Source organism: Rhizobium pisi (assembly GCF_003938655.1).
Taxonomy (GTDB): Bacteria; Pseudomonadota; Alphaproteobacteria; order Rhizobiales; family Rhizobiaceae; genus Rhizobium; species Rhizobium pisi.
Genome location: NZ_RJJT01000005.1, coordinates 215,625 through 231,388, shown reverse-complemented (window position 1 = coordinate 231,388; position 15,764 = coordinate 215,625). Strand labels below are relative to the sequence as shown.

Genomic DNA, 15,764 nt, shown 5'->3' with positions numbered 1-15,764 from the left:
CCTCCTCAAACCGACAGAAGAAAATTGCGGGCGACGCGGTTGTGATCGGCGATCAGCGCCTCGATATCGACGGCCGCAGGCATGCCGTCGGTGACGCGCCATTCGCCCGCGATCATGACGCGATCGGCCGTCGTGGCGCCGCAGAGCACCAGGGCGGCGAGCGGATCGCCGGCGCCGGAGAAACGCAATTCATCAAGCTTGTAGAAGGAAAGGTCCGCCTGATGGCCTGGCGCGATCGTACCGATATCGTCGCGGCCGAGCAGCCTCGCGGAGCCGGCGGTTCCCCAGCGCAGCGCGTCCAGATGAGTGACGGCTTCGGCGCCATAGGTCAGCCGATTCAGCATCAGCGCATGGCGCACGCTTTCCATCAGGTTGGAATTGTCGTTGGAGGCGGAGCCGTCAACGCCGAGACCGACCGGCACGCCTGCGGCTTCCAGCTCACACGTGCGGCACATGCCCGATGCAAGCACCATGTTGGAGGTTGGGCAATGGCAGATGCCGACGCCGTGCCGGCCGAGTTCGGTGATCTCGGCATCGTCGAAATGGATGCCGTGGGCGAGCCAGGTGCGTGGGTTCAGCCAGTTGCAGCGATCTAGGTATTCAACGGGTGTGCAGGCGAATTTGCTGCGGCAGAATTCGGCTTCCGCTCTTGTCTCGACCAGATGGGTGTGGAGCCGGCAATCGTAGCGTTCCGCCAGTGCCGCCGTTTCGCGCATCAGCTCCAGCGTGACGTCGAACGGCGCGCAGGGCGCGAGCGCTACCTGCGTCATCGCCCCTTCGGAGCGGTCGTGATAGTGCAAAAGCACACGCTCGCTGTCGGCCAGGATCACGTCGTCGTCCTGCACGACATTGGCCGGCGAAATGACGCCCTGCTGGTCTTTGATGTTGAGGCTGCCTCGCGTCAGCGTGATACGCATGCCGAGGCGAGCTGCCTCCTCGGCTTCGACATCCATCGCGTCTTCGAGGCCGGCGGCGTAGAGATAGTGATGGTCCGAGGTGGTGGTGCAGCCGGAAATCAGTAGCTCGGTCAGCGCCAGACGGACTGCAAGGCGGAAGGCTTCGGGCGTCATATGCGTCGCCCAGACCGGATAGAGCGCGCGGATCCATGGCCAGAGCGACTTGTTGATCGCGGCCGGATGGGCGCGCGTCAGCGTTTGGAACATATGGTGATGGGTGTTGACGAGACCGGGGATAACGACGTGCCGGCCGGCGTCGAAACATGCATCGACGGGGGCCGCAGGCTGCCGTCCGGCCGTGATCAGCTCAACGATACGGCCATTCTCGACGACGATGCCGCCCTCCGCGCCCTCGGCCATGATGGCGAGCGGCGATTGAATCCAGAGACGACCCTTCATCGACAATGCTCCCATGCGCCATACATTGACGGAGAAATCAGACGACCAGCCGGCCGTTGCGGGCGATGATGGCGCCGCCGCGGAAAACGGTGCGATCAAGAGGACGAGCGGCAACGGCTTCTGCCAGAGACGCGGCAGGCAAGATGACAAAATTAGCAGGCGAGCCCGCCTGGAGCGGCCCGACAGGGTGGCCGAGGATCTGGGCCGGCGCCTCCGTCGCAAGGCGGAAGGCCGCAGCCAGATCCTCATCCGCACGGAAATCCTGGCGATCGCAGAGAATGCCGACGCGCTCGAGCATGTCTCCATTGCCGAAAGGCGACCAGGCGTCGCGGATATTGTCGTTGGCGCAAAAGAGCCGGACGCCGGCGGCGGCAAGCCGCTTGACCGGGGGCATGGGCACGGGCCCCGGGGCGCTGGTCATGATCGCCACGCCCGACCTAGCGAGTGCCGCGGCAGTACTGCCGAAATCGGCATCTTCCAACTCGCCCAGGCAGAAGGCGTGGCTGACGACCACCTTGCCTTCGAGGCCGAGTGCGACCGTGCGGTCGGCGATCTGGCGAAGCTCGAAGGCGCCGAGTGCGCCGCCGTCATGCAGATGAATATCGAGCCCAACCCCGTATTTGCCGGCGACGGCGAAGATCGCATCGAGATGGCCGGTTACGTCGTTGTCAATGCCGGCGGGATCGAGGCCGCCGACGAGATCGGCACCGGCGGCAATCGCCGCATCTAACAGCCCCGCGGTGCCGGGATCGCGCAACACGCCGGATTGCGGGAAGGCAACGGTCTGGATATCGACGAGATGACCATGGCTCTGCTTCAATGAAAGCACCGCCTCGAGGCCCTTCAGGCCAACTTCGGTATCGATGTCGACGTGGCTACGCACGGAGAGCGTGCCGTAGGCGGCGAGCCTTTCCAAAAGGGCACCACCACGGACTTCGATAGGCAGAGCCACCGTGCGCCGCAGAGATTTCTCCGTTTCGATGCGCATGGCGACCGTGTTGCCCGGGATATGTGGGATGAAAGGCAAGCCGATCAGTGTCTTGTCGAGGTGAATATGGCCGTCGACGAAGGGAAGGCTGAGCAGGCCGCCTGCAGCATCGAAACGTGGCACTGCAGCAAAGCCGATGCCGGCCGCCACATTCGGACCGATCGCGGCGATCCGGTCATTTTCAAGAATGAGCGAAACGATCTCGCCGGCTTCGGTCCTGGCGTTTTCGACTACGAGGCTCGGCGTCATCTGTTCTTCCATCATCCGCTATGCAATCAGCCCGACCCGGCGTGCCGCGACGACGCGATAGAGCGGATCCTTCCACACCTCTTCCTCCTGCAGGGCGGAAAAGACAAGGCTGACGTCGTGTTCGTCGTCCGAAGCAATCGCGGCGCGTTTGATCTCTGCCCAGGCGGGCGCTTGTCGGCTGCGCATTTCTTCTAGTGCCTCGGGGGTGGGGAGTGCTGGAAAACCGATCTTCGGCACCAGCGAGGCGATCACCTGCCAGAAGGCACGATAGAAGGGCTCGGCATTTTCCAGGTGCGGAGACACGAGGCGCAGCCAATGCATGCCGGTGACGGAATGGAGCGCGGAGAAATCCATGGTTCCGGCGAAGAGAGCAAGCGAGGTCGCGGCCATGCGGCGTGGTGTATCGGCGCTGAAAGCCAGTCGGTCGACGACATTGCGGAAGCCCGGAAGTGCGGCGACGGCGCGGATATTATGCCAGAGCAGATCGGTTTCAGGCTCGTAGCTGCGGATGCCTTCGATATGGCCGACATCGACAAGCACCCTCGCCGGATCGTCCGTGTCCGGAGCGGTACCGGTCGCGGGAGGAAGGGGCAGGTAGCAGGCCGCCCAATAGCCGAGCGCGGTGCCGACCTCCTCGTTGTCCTTCTTAAGGACACCATAGGCAAGACGCATCAGCGGATGTGTGGCGCTGCCAGCAAGGCCGTTCACCATGGCAGGCAGATAGGTGCGGATTACGGCACCGATACCGAGGCGGCGGGTTTCGCCGATGAAGAAGGCACGGTAATCCGCCTCGCGCGCGCGATCGCCAAGCGCCTCGTCCCAAGCTGTCCTGATAACAGGAGCAACCGGGGGCGGCATCGGCGGAAGCTTGTTGCCCTCGCGATACTGCTCGTACCACTGTTCCAGCCGTTCCGGCGAGGCGCCGAGGCGATCAAGCGCGATCAGCACCATCGGAACGTGGTTGGCGAGCAGATAGGGAAATTCGACGCTGTCCTCGCGTGCCCGCGAAAGGATGGTCTCCAATCCCGAAAATTGAAAAGCGGCAGCCCTGCTCATGCCAAAACCTCCCTTGATGTCGTGACGTCCTCGTCTATGCCAGGATCGAAATGCGGTTCGTCATAGGCGGCCAATGCTTCAAGATACCGGTTGGAGTCCTCGATGAACAGCGCTTTCACCAAAGCGCCGACGATGCGCGGCACGCCGTATTTGAGACCGGTGACGCCATTGCTGATCGGGCCGAGGCTCGCCAGCGCGCCGGCATTGAACATATGGATGCGCGAGACCCAGCCGGCTTCGGCATGTCTTGGCATAAGTTCGAAACCAGGGCCGAGATAGGGATGGCCGGCAAGCATCGCATTCTCTTCTCCCTGCGGCGGCTGTAACCGGTCCTTCCAAACTGCAGTGGCCTCGATGAGGCCGACAAGCTCGGGTCTGAGCGCGAAATTGATCTCGTAACCGGTGCCCAGCAGAAGGTGATCTGCGTGGAAGATGCCATTTGCAGTCGTCAGCCTGATCTTGCCGCCGTCCATCGAGAGTTCGCGGACGCCACAGCCGAGCTGCATGATAAAACCAGGGTGGCGGCAGGCCCGGTCATACTGTTCCTGTGTCGGCGGCACCTTGAAATTGAAGTAGAGATGGGCGAAGCGCCAGCGCTCCAGATCCGGCAGGTCGGCGAAATGGCCGAGGAAACCGGGAAAATTGGTCCAGGCGAGAACCTCCGTACGCGGCAAATCGGCGCTACGCGCAAACATGGTCACCTCTCGGGCTCCGATCTCCAGGGCCGCCACCGCCCAGTCGAAGCTTGATGTGCCGCCGCCAAGAATCGCGACATCTCTGCCCCCGAGAAAATCGATAGAGATCGGCTCATTGCTATGCGTCCAGGCCGATTTCGGCAGCGCCCTGACCATCGCGGGTATCCGCGGGCCGCCGCAGCCGTCGATGCCGGTCGCCATCACAAGGTGGCGGCAGGTCATCGTACGGCTTGCGCCGTCACCCTTTGTCAGCGTGAGAGCAAGTCCGCCCTCCGCCGGATCTATCGACGAAAGCATCGTGCTGTTTTCGACGTCGATGCCGACAGTCCCTCGAAACCACGTAAGATACGCCATCCAATCCTGGCGGCTGATCTTGTCGAGCGCGTCCCAGGCGTCGGCGCCATTCAGCGCCTCGTACCAGGAGCGCAGCGTCAGGCTCGGGATGCCGAGGTCCGGGCCTGAGAGATACTTCGGCGAACGCAGGGTCTGCATGCGGGCGCAGGTGATCCAGGGGCCTTCGCGGCCCTCTTCGCTCTGATCGATCACATGAACGGACCTGATACCGCGCCGCTTCAGGGCGAAGGCGATTGACAGGCCGGAGAGGCCGGCGCCACAGATGACGACCGAATGGAGGCCGTGGCGGTCTTCGTCGACTAGCTTCGGCCAGTCGGCGCAGAACGCTTCCACACGCGCCATCTCATCATGGGCGCGAAGTTCCAGCGCTCTCAAGCGCTCGTCCGGCGTTGTCTTCATGAATGTGCAGCTCGTGCGCGTTGGACTGGGCAGTATAGACGCGCAGGGAATGATCAATCCCCTGCCATTTTTTAAGCAACGCGCACAAAATATGGACATTTATGCGCGAATATGTTCTAATTTGTGATTTTTAATGTTTACGATTTTTTGTCAAGTGCGCTTGAGTGCGATTTTGTTTGATGTATAGTGCCCAGGTCAATTAAGAAAGGGGAGCAAACATGAAATCGCTCAGAAGTCTCACACGAAAATTGGCGATCGCGGGCTTCGTCTCGGTCGCATTTGTGGGCTCCGCCATCGGCGCTGACAAGAAATACGAAGGCATCACGCTCACGCTTGCCTCCCAGAACGATCAGTTCGCCGCGGTTCTGGCTGCCATCGCCCCCAAATTCACCGAGGAGACGGGCGCCACCGTCAAGGTCGATATTCTCGACTACGGCTCGTTGCTGACCAAGACGACGACGGATTTTGTCGGCGGCACCGGCGGCTACGATCTCGTGACGATGGATATAGTCTGGGCCGGCCAATATGCCGAAAACAAATACACCGTCGACCTCACCAACTGGATGAAACGCGACGCCGCCGAACTGAAGCTCGACGACATCTATCCGACGCTTCTCAATGCGCTTGGCCATTGGGGCGACAAGCAGGTCGCCTTTCCCTTTGCCGGTTATGCCAACGTGCTTGCCTATCGCAAGGATCTCTTCGACGCCGCCGGCCTGAAGGCGCCGACCACGATGGAGGAAATGGTGGCGGCTGCCTACAAGCTGACCGACCCCAGCAAGAATATCTACGGCTTCGTCGCCAACGGCCAGAAAGGCCCGGCGGTCGCACAGGACTGGATGCAGTACAATACCGAGATGGGCGGTGCGATCCTCGGCTCCGACGGCAAACCGGCACTGAATTCGGAAGCCAATATCAAGAGCCTGACCGTCTACAAGGATCTCTTCATGAAAGCGGCACCTCCCGGCGCCGTTAGTTATGACTGGGGCGGACGTGAGGAAAGCTTCCGCCAGGGCATTGCCGCGAGCATGCAGACATGGTCGGTCGGCGCGCCCGGCTACTATGATCCTGCGATTTCCAAGATCGTTGATAAGGTGGCGATCACAACGGCGCCGCGCGGCGCAGGCCTGCCGAAGCTCTACGGCATTGGCGGCTGGGGCATGGCGATCAACGCGGGCATCAAGGACACGCAGAAGGAAGCCGCATGGGCCTTCATCAAGTGGCTGGTCAGCCCGCCGGTGCACAAGGAATTCAACATGATGGGCGCCGGCAGCTTCCTGCGCAAGAGCGAGATGACCGATCCCGATCTGCTAAAGAAGTTCCCCTTCCTGCCTGTCATCGCCGAGACATTCGAGCATGGCGACGGCGAATATCGTCCGCGCATCCCGCAATATCCGGAGATTCAGGACCTGCTCGGCACCGCCGTGAACGATGTGCTCGTCGGCAATGCCGATCCCAAGAAGGCGCTCGACGCCGCCCAGGAAGCCGCTGCGAAGCTCTTCTGATAGCGGTTGACAAAACAATCTCCTCCGCTGGGGCCGCGGCCTAAGTCGCGGCCTCGCCGTTTCCAGACATTGATCCGATGCGCCTCAGGCCTCATGATTGGGCGAGCTCCCGGGCTCGATCCCGGTAGCGCGCATCGAACCAGGAACCTGATGGACATGACGTGACCCTATCCCTCACTTCCGCGCTGAAGCCCTCTGCGGCCTTGAGCGTTTCCTATCTCGAACGCAGGCGGCTGTTCTTCACCCTGATGACGCTGCCGGCCATCATCTACGTGCTCGTCATTGGCGTCTGGCCGCTGGCGCAGGGCATCTGGTTTAGCCTTTACGAATACAATCTGCTGAAGCCGGGGCGAACGCATTTCGTCGGGCTCAGCAATTATGTCGATCTTCTCTCCGACGCTGTGACGCGCGGGGCTTTCGTCAATACCGTCATCTTCACCGTCGGCGCCGTGACTGTCGAACTGCTGCTCGGCTTTGCCATTGCGCTGGCGCTCTGGCGCGACGACCGCTTCAACCGGATCTGCCTGGCATTGATCCTGATTCCGGTGACAATCACGCCGCTGGTGGTCGGGCTTATTTTCCGGGCACTGCTGCTCGCCGACTACGGGCTCATCGGCTATTATCTCGCCGAGTTCGGGATTTCCGATCCGCGCGGCCTTTTCGCCAATCCGAGCTCGGCGCTGGCGACCCTTATTTTCGTCGATATCTGGGAATGGACGCCGCTGGTGGCGCTGATCCTGCTTGCGGGCCTGAAGGCACTGCCGGGCGATATTCTCGAGGCATCGGAAGTGGATGGAGCAACGGCGCTACAACGTCTGAGAATCATCATCATTCCGCTCATGCTGCCTTCGATCCTTCTGGCGCTGACGCTGCGCACCATCGACGCCTTCCGGGTCTTCGACAGCGTCTACGTGACGACGGGCGGAGGACCGGGCAATGCAACCAACACGCTGATGCTGCATGCAGTGAAGCAGGGACTGGAATTCTTCAATATCGGCCGCGCCTCGGCGATATCAAACCTGACGCTGATCTGCATCGCCGTGATCGCGGCAGGCTTCATCCTGTTGATCCGCAAGGCGGACAGAAAGGCGAACGGGCGATGAGCACGCGCACCCTCAGCCGCATCGGCGAGCGCGGCTTCATCCTTGTCATGCTCGCCTTTTTCCTGCTTCCCTTCCTGTGGCTGGCATCGACCGCCTACAAGCCGTCACGCGACATCTTCTCGATCCCGCCGAAACTGACTTTCGTGCCGACCTTCGAGCAGTTCGCGACGGTGTTCCGTCTGTTCGACGTCTGGAGCCTCGTGTCTTCGAGCCTGCTGATCGCCGGCGGTTCCGTCGTCCTGTCGCTGCTGCTCGGTGTGCCCGCGGGCTATGCGCTGGCGCGTTCGACCAGTCGCTACGCTATTGCCGTTGCCTATTTCTTCATGGCGATCCGCATGGTGCCCGCGGTGGCAGCACTGATCCCCTTCTATCTGATGATGCGTGACATCGGGCTGCTCGGCAGCTGGATTGCCGTCGTCCTCATCAACGCGATGCTGAACTCGGCCTTCGTCACCTGGATGATGTTTTCCTATTTCCGCAGCCTGCCGAAGGAGCTGGAAGAAGCGGCGCTGACGGATGGATGCACGCTGTTCGGCTCGTTCTGGCGCGTGGCACTGCCGGCGGTTCGCTCGGGCGTCGTGGCCTCCACCCTTTTCTGCCTGATGTTTTCCTGGAACGACTTCCTCTATCCCATGTTCCTCACCCGGCTCGATTCCAAACCGATCTCAGTGGCGCTGCTTTCAGCCTATGGAACGAAGGACATCACCTGGGGCACGCTCGGCGCACTGGCGCATTTCTCGACGATCCCGATCGTACTGATCGTTCTCTTTCTCAACCGCTATTTCGTGCAAGGTCTGACGAAGGGCATTCATTAGATCCAAATGACAGCATGGCGTCGTGTGAAAACCGCTCGCACGTGTCAGCATCATGCTCCGCTCAGGCGCGCAGCGCTGCTTCGGTCGCGGCATCGAATACGTGGATGCGGGCGGGGTCGGCGGCAAGCGACAAGCGCTCGCCGATCTTCACGCGGCTGGTGCCGTCAATGATGACGCGCAGGCGCGGCGCCGACAGCGTCACGTCATCCTCCTCGGCCGAAAGCGACTTCAACCGGTCGGCAGCCTCGACATCGACATGGACGAGCAGGTTGGCGCCCAGATCCTCGACGAAGGCAACAGTCCCAGCCAAACCACCCGTCTCGACCGGTCGGAAAGCTTCCGGACGGATGCCGAGCACGACGGCGCGGCCGGCGGCGGAGGCGATGCGCGGCCGCTCGGCGAGCACCTCGCCCGAGAACAGAATGGAGGTCTGGCCGAAGCGTGCCTCGGGGCCGCTCTCCGTCTCGAAGAGCTCGACCGCCAGCAGGTTCATCGCCGGCGAGCCCATGAAACTTGCGACGAAGAGATTGGCCGGCTGATCATATAGGCTACGCGGCGTGCCGAGCTGCTGCAGAACACCGCTCTTCATCACGGCGACGCGATCACCCATGGTCATGGCTTCGACCTGGTCGTGGGTGACATAGACCGTGGTGATGCCAGACATCTTCTGCATGCGGGCGATTTCGGCGCGCATCTGGCCGCGAAGGCGAGCATCGAGATTGGAAAGCGGTTCATCCATCAGGAATGCCTGAGGGCTGCGGGCAAGCGCCCGCCCCATGGCGACACGCTGGCGCTGGCCGCCGGAGAGTTGAGCAGGCTTGCGGGCGAGATAGTCCTCGAGCTCCAGGAGCTTCGCTGTCTCCTGCACCTTGCGGCCGATTTCGGCCTTGTCGAGGCCGCGCACACGAAGGCCGAAACCGATATTCTCGGCGACCGTCAGATGCGGGTAAAGTGCGTAGGACTGGAAGACCATGGCGATATCGCGATCGCGCGGGGCAAGATCGTTGACGACAGCGCCGTTGATCGTCAAGCGGCCATCGGTGATTTCTTCGAGGCCGGCGATCATGCGCAGCGCCGTCGATTTGCCGCAGCCGGAGGGACCGACAAGGACCAGGAATTCGCCGTCGCGGATGGTCATGCTCAGATTGCGGATTGCCGCATAACTATCGCCGTAGCTCTTGCTGATCTGGTCGAAGACGATTTCAGCCATGCTCTTTCCTTGCTGAACAGAAGGCCTGGGGATCCTGCGGATCAGGTCGTGTAGACGCCGCCGGTGACGTTGACCCCCTGCCCGGTCATGAAGCGGGCAGAATTCGAGCAGAGGAAAACGACCACATCGGCCACATCCTCAGGCGTTTCCAGCCGTCCGAGCGGCGTCTGCGCGATATAATCCGTAACGACGCGCTCGGGCGTGACGCCGCGCAGGCTTGCCTCCCAGGCGATCTCGCGCTCCTGCATGCCGGTCTTGACGAAACCTGGGCAGACGGCGTTGACGCGGATACCCGAAGGCGCAAGCTCGCGGGCGAGCGCCTGCGTCCACCCGAGCACGGCAAACTTGCTGGCGGAATAATGAGCGAGCAGCGGCGCGCCGATCTTTGCCGCAAGTGAGGCGGTGTTGACGATGACGCCGGTGCCTGCGCTCGTAAAACGGCGGGCGGCAATCTGATTGGTCAGGAAGATGCCGCGAATGTTGACGTCGAAATTATAGTCCCACTCCTCGTCGGTCAGCTCCAACGCATGCTGCATGGTGGAGACGCCAGCATTGGCGCAGAGAATATCGTACCCCCCCATCTTCTCCGCCACCTCGGAAAATGTCGCCTCGACGGAGGCGCGCTTGCGAACGTCGATCGCATGCGCGGTGGTGCCGTTGCCGATCTCGGCAGCCGTCCGTTCGGCGGTAGCCAGGTCAATGTCGCAGATCGCCACCTGGATCGACTGGCGGGAGAGCGCGGTCGCGATCGCACGTCCTATCCCCGCCGCACCGCCGGTTACGATCGCACGCTTGCCGGATAGTTCTGGAAAGCTCGGAGATTGCATGCCCGCCCTCATAGAATAGAAACATCGCCGATCATATATCAACAAAACCATACACAACAAGAGAAATTTATGTTTGAATTTGTTCGAGTCATTCGGTACATAGTAAGCAACAATCAGACAGCCACGAGCTGCGGCTGCGGGAGGATGAGAACGTATTATGGACGCGGAACAGCAGATGGTCGCCGCAGCGGAAAAACCGAAGGTTCTGGCCCAGGTGCGGCATGCGCGCATCCTGGAGGCACTGGCGCGCAAAGGCGCGGTCTCCGTCAGCGATGTCGCCTCCCAGCTTGCCGTTTCCGAAATGACCGTCCGCCGCGACCTGATTGAACTCGAAAAGGACGGCAGGCTGGTGCGCACGCATGGCGGAGCGGTGCGTAGCGGCAACGCCCTCGAGCCGATCGTCAGCGAAACGGTCGATCGCGAGGAACCGACATTCGAATCCCGGCTGACGCGCAATGCCGCCTCGAAGCGGACAATCGCGATGGCGGCGGCAGGCGTTGCTGCCGGTGCGCGCACCCTGGCGCTCGACGTTGGCACCACCACCTATTTGCTGTCCGGCCTGCTGCTCAGCCAGCCGCATACGAAGATCTTCACCAACAGCGTGCGCAACGCCATACAGCTAGGCACCGGTTTCGGCGAGGTCTACCTGCCCGGCGGGCGCATGCGCGGCGAGGAAATGGCAATCAGCAGCCAATCGGCCGTCTCGCAATTCGAGGAGCTCTGGTTCGACATCGCCTTCGTCGGCGTGTCCGGGATCACGGCGCAGGGAATCTATGACTATTCCTTCGAGGACACCGACATGAAGCGGGTCTATCTGCGCCGCGCGACGCAGAAGGTGGTGCTTTGCGATTCCACCAAGTTCAAGCGCATGTCGCTGGTGCACATCGCGCCGCTACAGCAATTCGACATGCTGATAACCGATGCCATGCCGCCGACCGACCTTGCCGATGCGCTCGCCGCCGCCGGTGTCGAGGTGCGAATAGCGCCCGAGGAGCAGCCGCTGCTTTGATTTAGCCTTTCCGGTATCCGTCCCCGGCGGATGCCCTCCACTCGATTCCTCTTCAGGGAGTTCTCACATGGTCTTCGACTTTTTCGGCACAAAGAAGAAGGCGGTCATCGCGATGGCGCATATCGGCGCCCTGCCCGGCTCGCCCGCCTATGACGCCGCCGGCGGGCTCACCAAGCTCGTCGAGGACGTGCTTTGCGATATCGAGAAGCTGCAAGCCGGCGGTGTCGACGCGATCATGTTCGGTAACGAGAACGACCGGCCTTACGTTTTTCAGGCGCCGCAGGAAGGGCTGGCGGCGATGACCTCGATCGTCGAGCGGGTGAAGCCGCATCTGACCGTGCCGTTCGGCGTCAACTATCTCTGGGATCCCTCGGCAAGCGTTGCGATCGGCGCGGTGACGGGTGCGAGCTTCGTTCGCGAGATATTCACCGGCGTCTTCGCCTCCGACATGGGCATCTGGCAGCCGGATTGCGCCAGGGCGTCGCGGCTGCGGCACAGTCTCGGCCGCGACGAGATGAAGATGCTCTTCAACATCAACGCGGAATTTGCACATTCGCTGGACCAGCGCCCGATTGAACTCAGGGCGAAGAGCGCCATATTCTCGTCGCTCGCCGACGCCATCCTGGTTTCGGGGCCGCTGACTGGACAGGCAGTCGATCAATCGGACCTGAGGCGCGTCTGCGAAACCGTCAAGAACGTTCCTGTCTTTGCCAATACCGGAGTCAACAAGGATAATGTGCGCGACATATTGAGCGTTGCCAGCGGCGTCATTATCGGCACGCATTTCAAGGTGGACGGCAATACGTGGAACCCCGTCGACAGCGACCGGGTAAAGCGCTTCATGGAGATCGTCGAGACGCTGCGCTGAAGGAACCGCCATGTCCATCACGCTCGGCCTCGATATCGGCACTACCTCCACCATCGGCATCCTGATCGAGCTGCCGAACCGCGTGCTCGGGCTCACCTCTCGGCCTTCGACACTTCATTCGCCGCGGCATGGCTGGGCCGAGGAAGACCCGGCGCAATGGTGGGCGAATGTGTGCGAGATCGTCATGGAACTGATTGCAACGAGCGGGATCGAGCCCAGACAAATTTCGGCCGTTGGCGTGACCGGAATGCTGCCGGCCGTCGTCCTGCTTGATGACGCCGGCCGGGTGCTGAGGCCCAGCATCCAGCAGAGCGACGGGCGTTGCGGCGAGGAAGTCGAGGAACTTAAGGCCGAGTGGGATGAGGCGGATTTTCTCGCCACAGCGGGAAACGGTATCAACCAGCAGCTGGTGACAGCAAAACTGCGCTGGATCGCCCGACACGAGCCAGAGACCTTCGGTCGCATTGCCACGGTTATGGGGTCTTATGATTTCATCAACTGGAAACTGACCGGCAAAAAGGCGATCGAACAGAACTGGGCGCTGGAAGCGGGCTTCGTCGATATTAATACCGGCAATCTCGACGACGAACTGATCGGCCTTGCGAGAATTCGGCGGGATGCCATTCCTGGGAAGGTGGTGTCGCATGAGGTGCTTGGCGATGTGACGGACGAAGCCGCCAAGGCGACAGGGCTTGCAGTTGGAACGCCTGTTATCGGCGGGGCAGCCGACATGATCGCGTCGGCTTTCGGCGCGGGCATCAACAAGGCGGGCGACGTGCTGCTGAAATTCGGGGGTGCCGTCGATATTCTGACGGCGACGGATGTCGTGCGGCCCGACCCTCGCATGTTCCTCGACTATCACCTGGTGCCGGGGCTCTATATGCCGAATGGCTGCATGTCGACCGGCGGCTCGGGGCTCAACTGGTTCATCAGCACCTTTGCCGGACGCGAGGAGATCGCCGCAAAGGCAGAAGGAATACCCGTGCACCGCTATCTTGACCGGCTGGCCGCGGCATGCGCGCCCGGCGCGGACGGGCTAACGATCCTACCTTACTTCCTCGGCGAGAAGACACCGATTCACGATGCCGGCGCGCGCGGACTGATCGAAGGACTGACGCTTTCGCATCATATCGGCCATCTCTGGCGGGCGATGCTGGAAGCCTATGCCTATGCGCTGCGCCATCATATCGACGTGCTGAACGATATCGGTCACCCGACGACACGTTTCATGGTCTCTGACGGAGGATCGCAGAGCCGGATCTGGATGCAGATCGTTTCCGACGTGCTGCAGCAGCCACTACAAGGTTTGACCGGCCATCCCGGCTCCTGCCTCGGTGTTGCCTGGGCAGCGGCGATCGGCGCCGGACTGACCGAAGACTGGTCCGGTGTGACCGCCTTTGTCGGGCGGGGCGAAAGGATCGTGCCCAATCCCGACAATGCGGCAGTTTATAACGGGGGCTATCGGACCTATCGTTCGCTCTACAGACCATAGACCCAGCGGAATTTAAGCGCGATGATACAGGCAGACCAGGCTCCGACGAGGCAGGCGGCCGGACGCGGCGGCATGGTAACAAGTCCGCATGCGCTGGCGAGTGAGGCGGGTGCGGCGATCCTGCGGGCCGGCGGCAATGCGCTTGAGGCTGCGATCGCCATCGGCAGCACGATTGCAGTCGTCTATCCGCATTTCTGCGGACTTGGAGGCGATTCTGTCTGGCTCGTTGCCGATCGTAGCGGGCGAAAGACATGTTTTCTCGGCATTGGGCAGGCGGCGCGGGAATTGCCGGATTTCGACGAGAGCATCCCGCTGCGCGGTCCGCTTTCGGCGCTGACCTCGGCCTGCGCCGTCGATGCCTGGCGGCATGCGCATGACTATTCCGCGCGGCACTGGAGTGGAAGGATCGATTTTGCTGCCCTGCTTGCTGATGCGATCCGCCATGCGAAAGAGGGCTTTCCGATCACACGCTCGCAGAGTTTCTGGCTTGCCTTCCGGGAGGCGGAGGCCGCCAACTGGCCGGGCTTTGCCGCGCTCTTCATGCCAGGTGGCGCGGCGCCGGAAACCGGCAGTCTGTTCCGGCAGGAGAATTTGGCGTGGTCGCTGTCGCTGATTGGCCGGGATGGACCACGTTCCTTCTACCGGGGCGAACTCGGCGCGAGTGTCGCGGCGGGGCTGAAGGCTGCGGGTTCTCCGCTGACCAGCGACGACCTTGACGCGACCCAAACGCGCGAGGTCGCACCCATCAGTCTCTCCTATCGCGGATTCGAGCTGCTTGCGCCGCCGCCGCCAACACAGGGTCTGTCGACGCTGGCGATCATGGGGATTCTCGCCCATTTCGATCTTGCCGCCCATCAGGCCGGCAGCGCCGACCACCTGCATCTCTGCGTAGAAGCCGTCAAGCGCGCCTTCCTCGACCGCGGCGGCATTGCCGATCCCGATGTCGTGCCGCAGCCGGTGACGGAATGGCTGAGCGCACAGCATCTTGCGCAGGCGGCGGCCTCCATCGATCCCGTGCGCGCACTCGCGTGGCCGGCACCCTTTCGCAGCGGCGATACCGTGTTCTTCGCCGCAACCGATGCTGAGGGCGGCAGCGTCAGCGTCTTGCAGAGCACCTATTTCGACTGGGGGAGCGGAGTGGTCGTCGGCGATACGGGTATTCTGTGGCAGAACCGCGGGGCAGCCTTTTCGCCCGATCCCAAGCATGTCAATGGCATCGCACCCGGCAAACGTCCTTTCTATACCTTGAATCCCGGTCTTGGCCTGCGCAGCGGCAGGCCGGCTTTGCTCTACGGCACACAGGGCGCCGACGGGCAGCCGCAGACGCTTGCGATGGTGTTGACCCGGCTGATCGATTTCGGTGAGGAACCTGCAGTAGCGTTGGCTGGCCCACGCTTTCTGCTTGGGAAGACCTTTTCCGACAGCAGCGACAGTCTGAAGCTGGAAAGCGATACCGGCGAGGGCGTTTTTGCCGAACTAGCCGCAAGAGGCCATGCGGTGTCGCCTATCGAGGCGAAGAGTCCGCTTGCGGGGCAGGCAGGGGCCATCGCCATCGACGAGGACGGCCTGGCGACCGGTGCGCATGACCCACGTGGCGACGGATTGGCGATCGGAATCTCTTCCGGCGACATTGATCGATGAAGAACAAGATTTCTTTAAGAGGATAGATCTCTGGGTGAGCCGAAGGGTGTTCCTCACCCCGCCCCCGCTCCTTCCTTGCAACCCGGACAGCCGGGCGGATCGGGCGTCGGCGACGCCAGAGGTGCCGAGTGCGTTTCTAACTGGCTGGCGACGTCGCGCCTCTAATCAGCTTGACACGGTATGTAGCACGGTGGGTAC

General features: G+C 62.1%; 13 protein-coding genes. 7 read left to right on the top strand and 6 right to left on the bottom strand.

The features are described from left to right. Positions 1 to 5 precede the first annotated feature (5 nt). From EFD55_RS09020 to EFD55_RS09005, 4 genes are read right to left on the bottom strand one after another with little or no spacing between them, the layout of a single operon-like run. A complete protein-coding gene (locus EFD55_RS09020) occupies positions 6 to 1,355 on the bottom strand; it encodes an 8-oxoguanine deaminase (RefSeq protein WP_125844458.1) in 1,350 nt (449 codons plus the stop codon). Between the two features lie 37 nt (positions 1,356 to 1,392). Next, the gene (locus tag EFD55_RS09015) at positions 1,393 to 2,592 is read right to left on the bottom strand and encodes an amidohydrolase (RefSeq protein WP_125844456.1); all 1,200 of its coding nucleotides are present in this window, start codon (positions 2,590 to 2,592) and stop codon (positions 1,393 to 1,395) included. An 18-nt stretch (positions 2,593 to 2,610) separates the two neighbouring features. After that, positions 2,611 to 3,648 (bottom strand): questin oxidase family protein, encoded by a 1,038-nt coding sequence (locus EFD55_RS09010; protein ID WP_125844454.1) that lies wholly within the window; start codon positions 3,646 to 3,648, stop codon positions 2,611 to 2,613. Further along, on the bottom strand, positions 3,645 to 5,096 hold the full coding sequence (locus EFD55_RS09005) for an NAD(P)-binding domain-containing protein (RefSeq protein ID WP_125844452.1): 1,452 nt from the start codon (positions 5,094 to 5,096) through the stop codon (positions 3,645 to 3,647). Before EFD55_RS09005 ends, EFD55_RS09010 begins: the two co-directional genes overlap by 4 nt. A gap of 218 nt (positions 5,097 to 5,314) precedes the next feature. Here EFD55_RS09005 and EFD55_RS09000 point away from each other — a divergent pair, with 218 nt between their 5' ends. The 3 genes from EFD55_RS09000 to EFD55_RS08990 all read left to right on the top strand — a co-directional run bounded on the left by EFD55_RS09000 (position 5,315) and on the right by EFD55_RS08990 (position 8,519). Next, complete coding sequence (locus EFD55_RS09000) at positions 5,315 to 6,601, top strand: ABC transporter substrate-binding protein (RefSeq protein ID WP_125844450.1); 1,287 nt, start codon at positions 5,315 to 5,317, stop codon at positions 6,599 to 6,601. A 161-nt stretch (positions 6,602 to 6,762) separates the two neighbouring features. Next, on the top strand, positions 6,763 to 7,704 hold the full coding sequence (locus tag EFD55_RS08995; RefSeq protein ID WP_125844448.1) for a carbohydrate ABC transporter permease: 942 nt from the start codon (positions 6,763 to 6,765) through the stop codon (positions 7,702 to 7,704). Continuing rightward, positions 7,701 to 8,519 carry a carbohydrate ABC transporter permease gene (locus EFD55_RS08990; protein ID WP_125844446.1) on the top strand — a complete coding sequence of 273 codons (819 nt, stop codon included), beginning with the start codon at positions 7,701 to 7,703 and terminating at the stop codon, positions 8,517 to 8,519. The genes EFD55_RS08995 and EFD55_RS08990 overlap by 4 nt, the downstream gene beginning before the upstream one ends. Before the next feature lie 61 nt (positions 8,520 to 8,580). Here EFD55_RS08990 and EFD55_RS08985 read toward each other — a convergent pair whose 3' ends face one another. Then, on the bottom strand, positions 8,581 to 9,729 hold the full coding sequence (locus EFD55_RS08985) for an ABC transporter ATP-binding protein (RefSeq protein WP_125844444.1): 1,149 nt from the start codon (positions 9,727 to 9,729) through the stop codon (positions 8,581 to 8,583). A gap of 41 nt (positions 9,730 to 9,770) precedes the next feature. After that, the gene (locus tag EFD55_RS08980; RefSeq protein WP_125844442.1) at positions 9,771 to 10,556 is read right to left on the bottom strand and encodes an SDR family NAD(P)-dependent oxidoreductase; all 786 of its coding nucleotides are present in this window, start codon (positions 10,554 to 10,556) and stop codon (positions 9,771 to 9,773) included. 157 nt (positions 10,557 to 10,713) lie between these two features. Between EFD55_RS08980 and EFD55_RS08975 the strand changes: the two genes are divergently transcribed. The 4 genes from EFD55_RS08975 to EFD55_RS08960 all read left to right on the top strand — a co-directional run bounded on the left by EFD55_RS08975 (position 10,714) and on the right by EFD55_RS08960 (position 15,566). Beyond that, positions 10,714 to 11,565 carry a DeoR/GlpR family DNA-binding transcription regulator gene (locus EFD55_RS08975; protein ID WP_125844440.1) on the top strand — a complete coding sequence of 284 codons (852 nt, stop codon included), beginning with the start codon at positions 10,714 to 10,716 and terminating at the stop codon, positions 11,563 to 11,565. A gap of 67 nt (positions 11,566 to 11,632) precedes the next feature. Continuing rightward, positions 11,633 to 12,433, top strand: a complete 801-nt coding sequence (locus EFD55_RS08970) for a BtpA/SgcQ family protein (protein WP_125844438.1) — start codon at positions 11,633 to 11,635, stop codon at positions 12,431 to 12,433. 10 nt (positions 12,434 to 12,443) lie between these two features. Then, entirely contained in the window at positions 12,444 to 13,925 is a 1,482-nt protein-coding gene (locus EFD55_RS08965; RefSeq protein WP_125844436.1) for an FGGY-family carbohydrate kinase, read from the top strand. Positions 13,926 to 13,997: 72 nt separating this feature from the next. Beyond that, positions 13,998 to 15,566: a gamma-glutamyltransferase family protein gene (locus tag EFD55_RS08960; RefSeq protein WP_125844434.1), complete on the top strand. Its 1,569-nt coding sequence runs from the start codon at positions 13,998 to 14,000 to the stop codon at positions 15,564 to 15,566. The last annotated feature ends 198 nt before the right edge of the window (positions 15,567 to 15,764 follow it).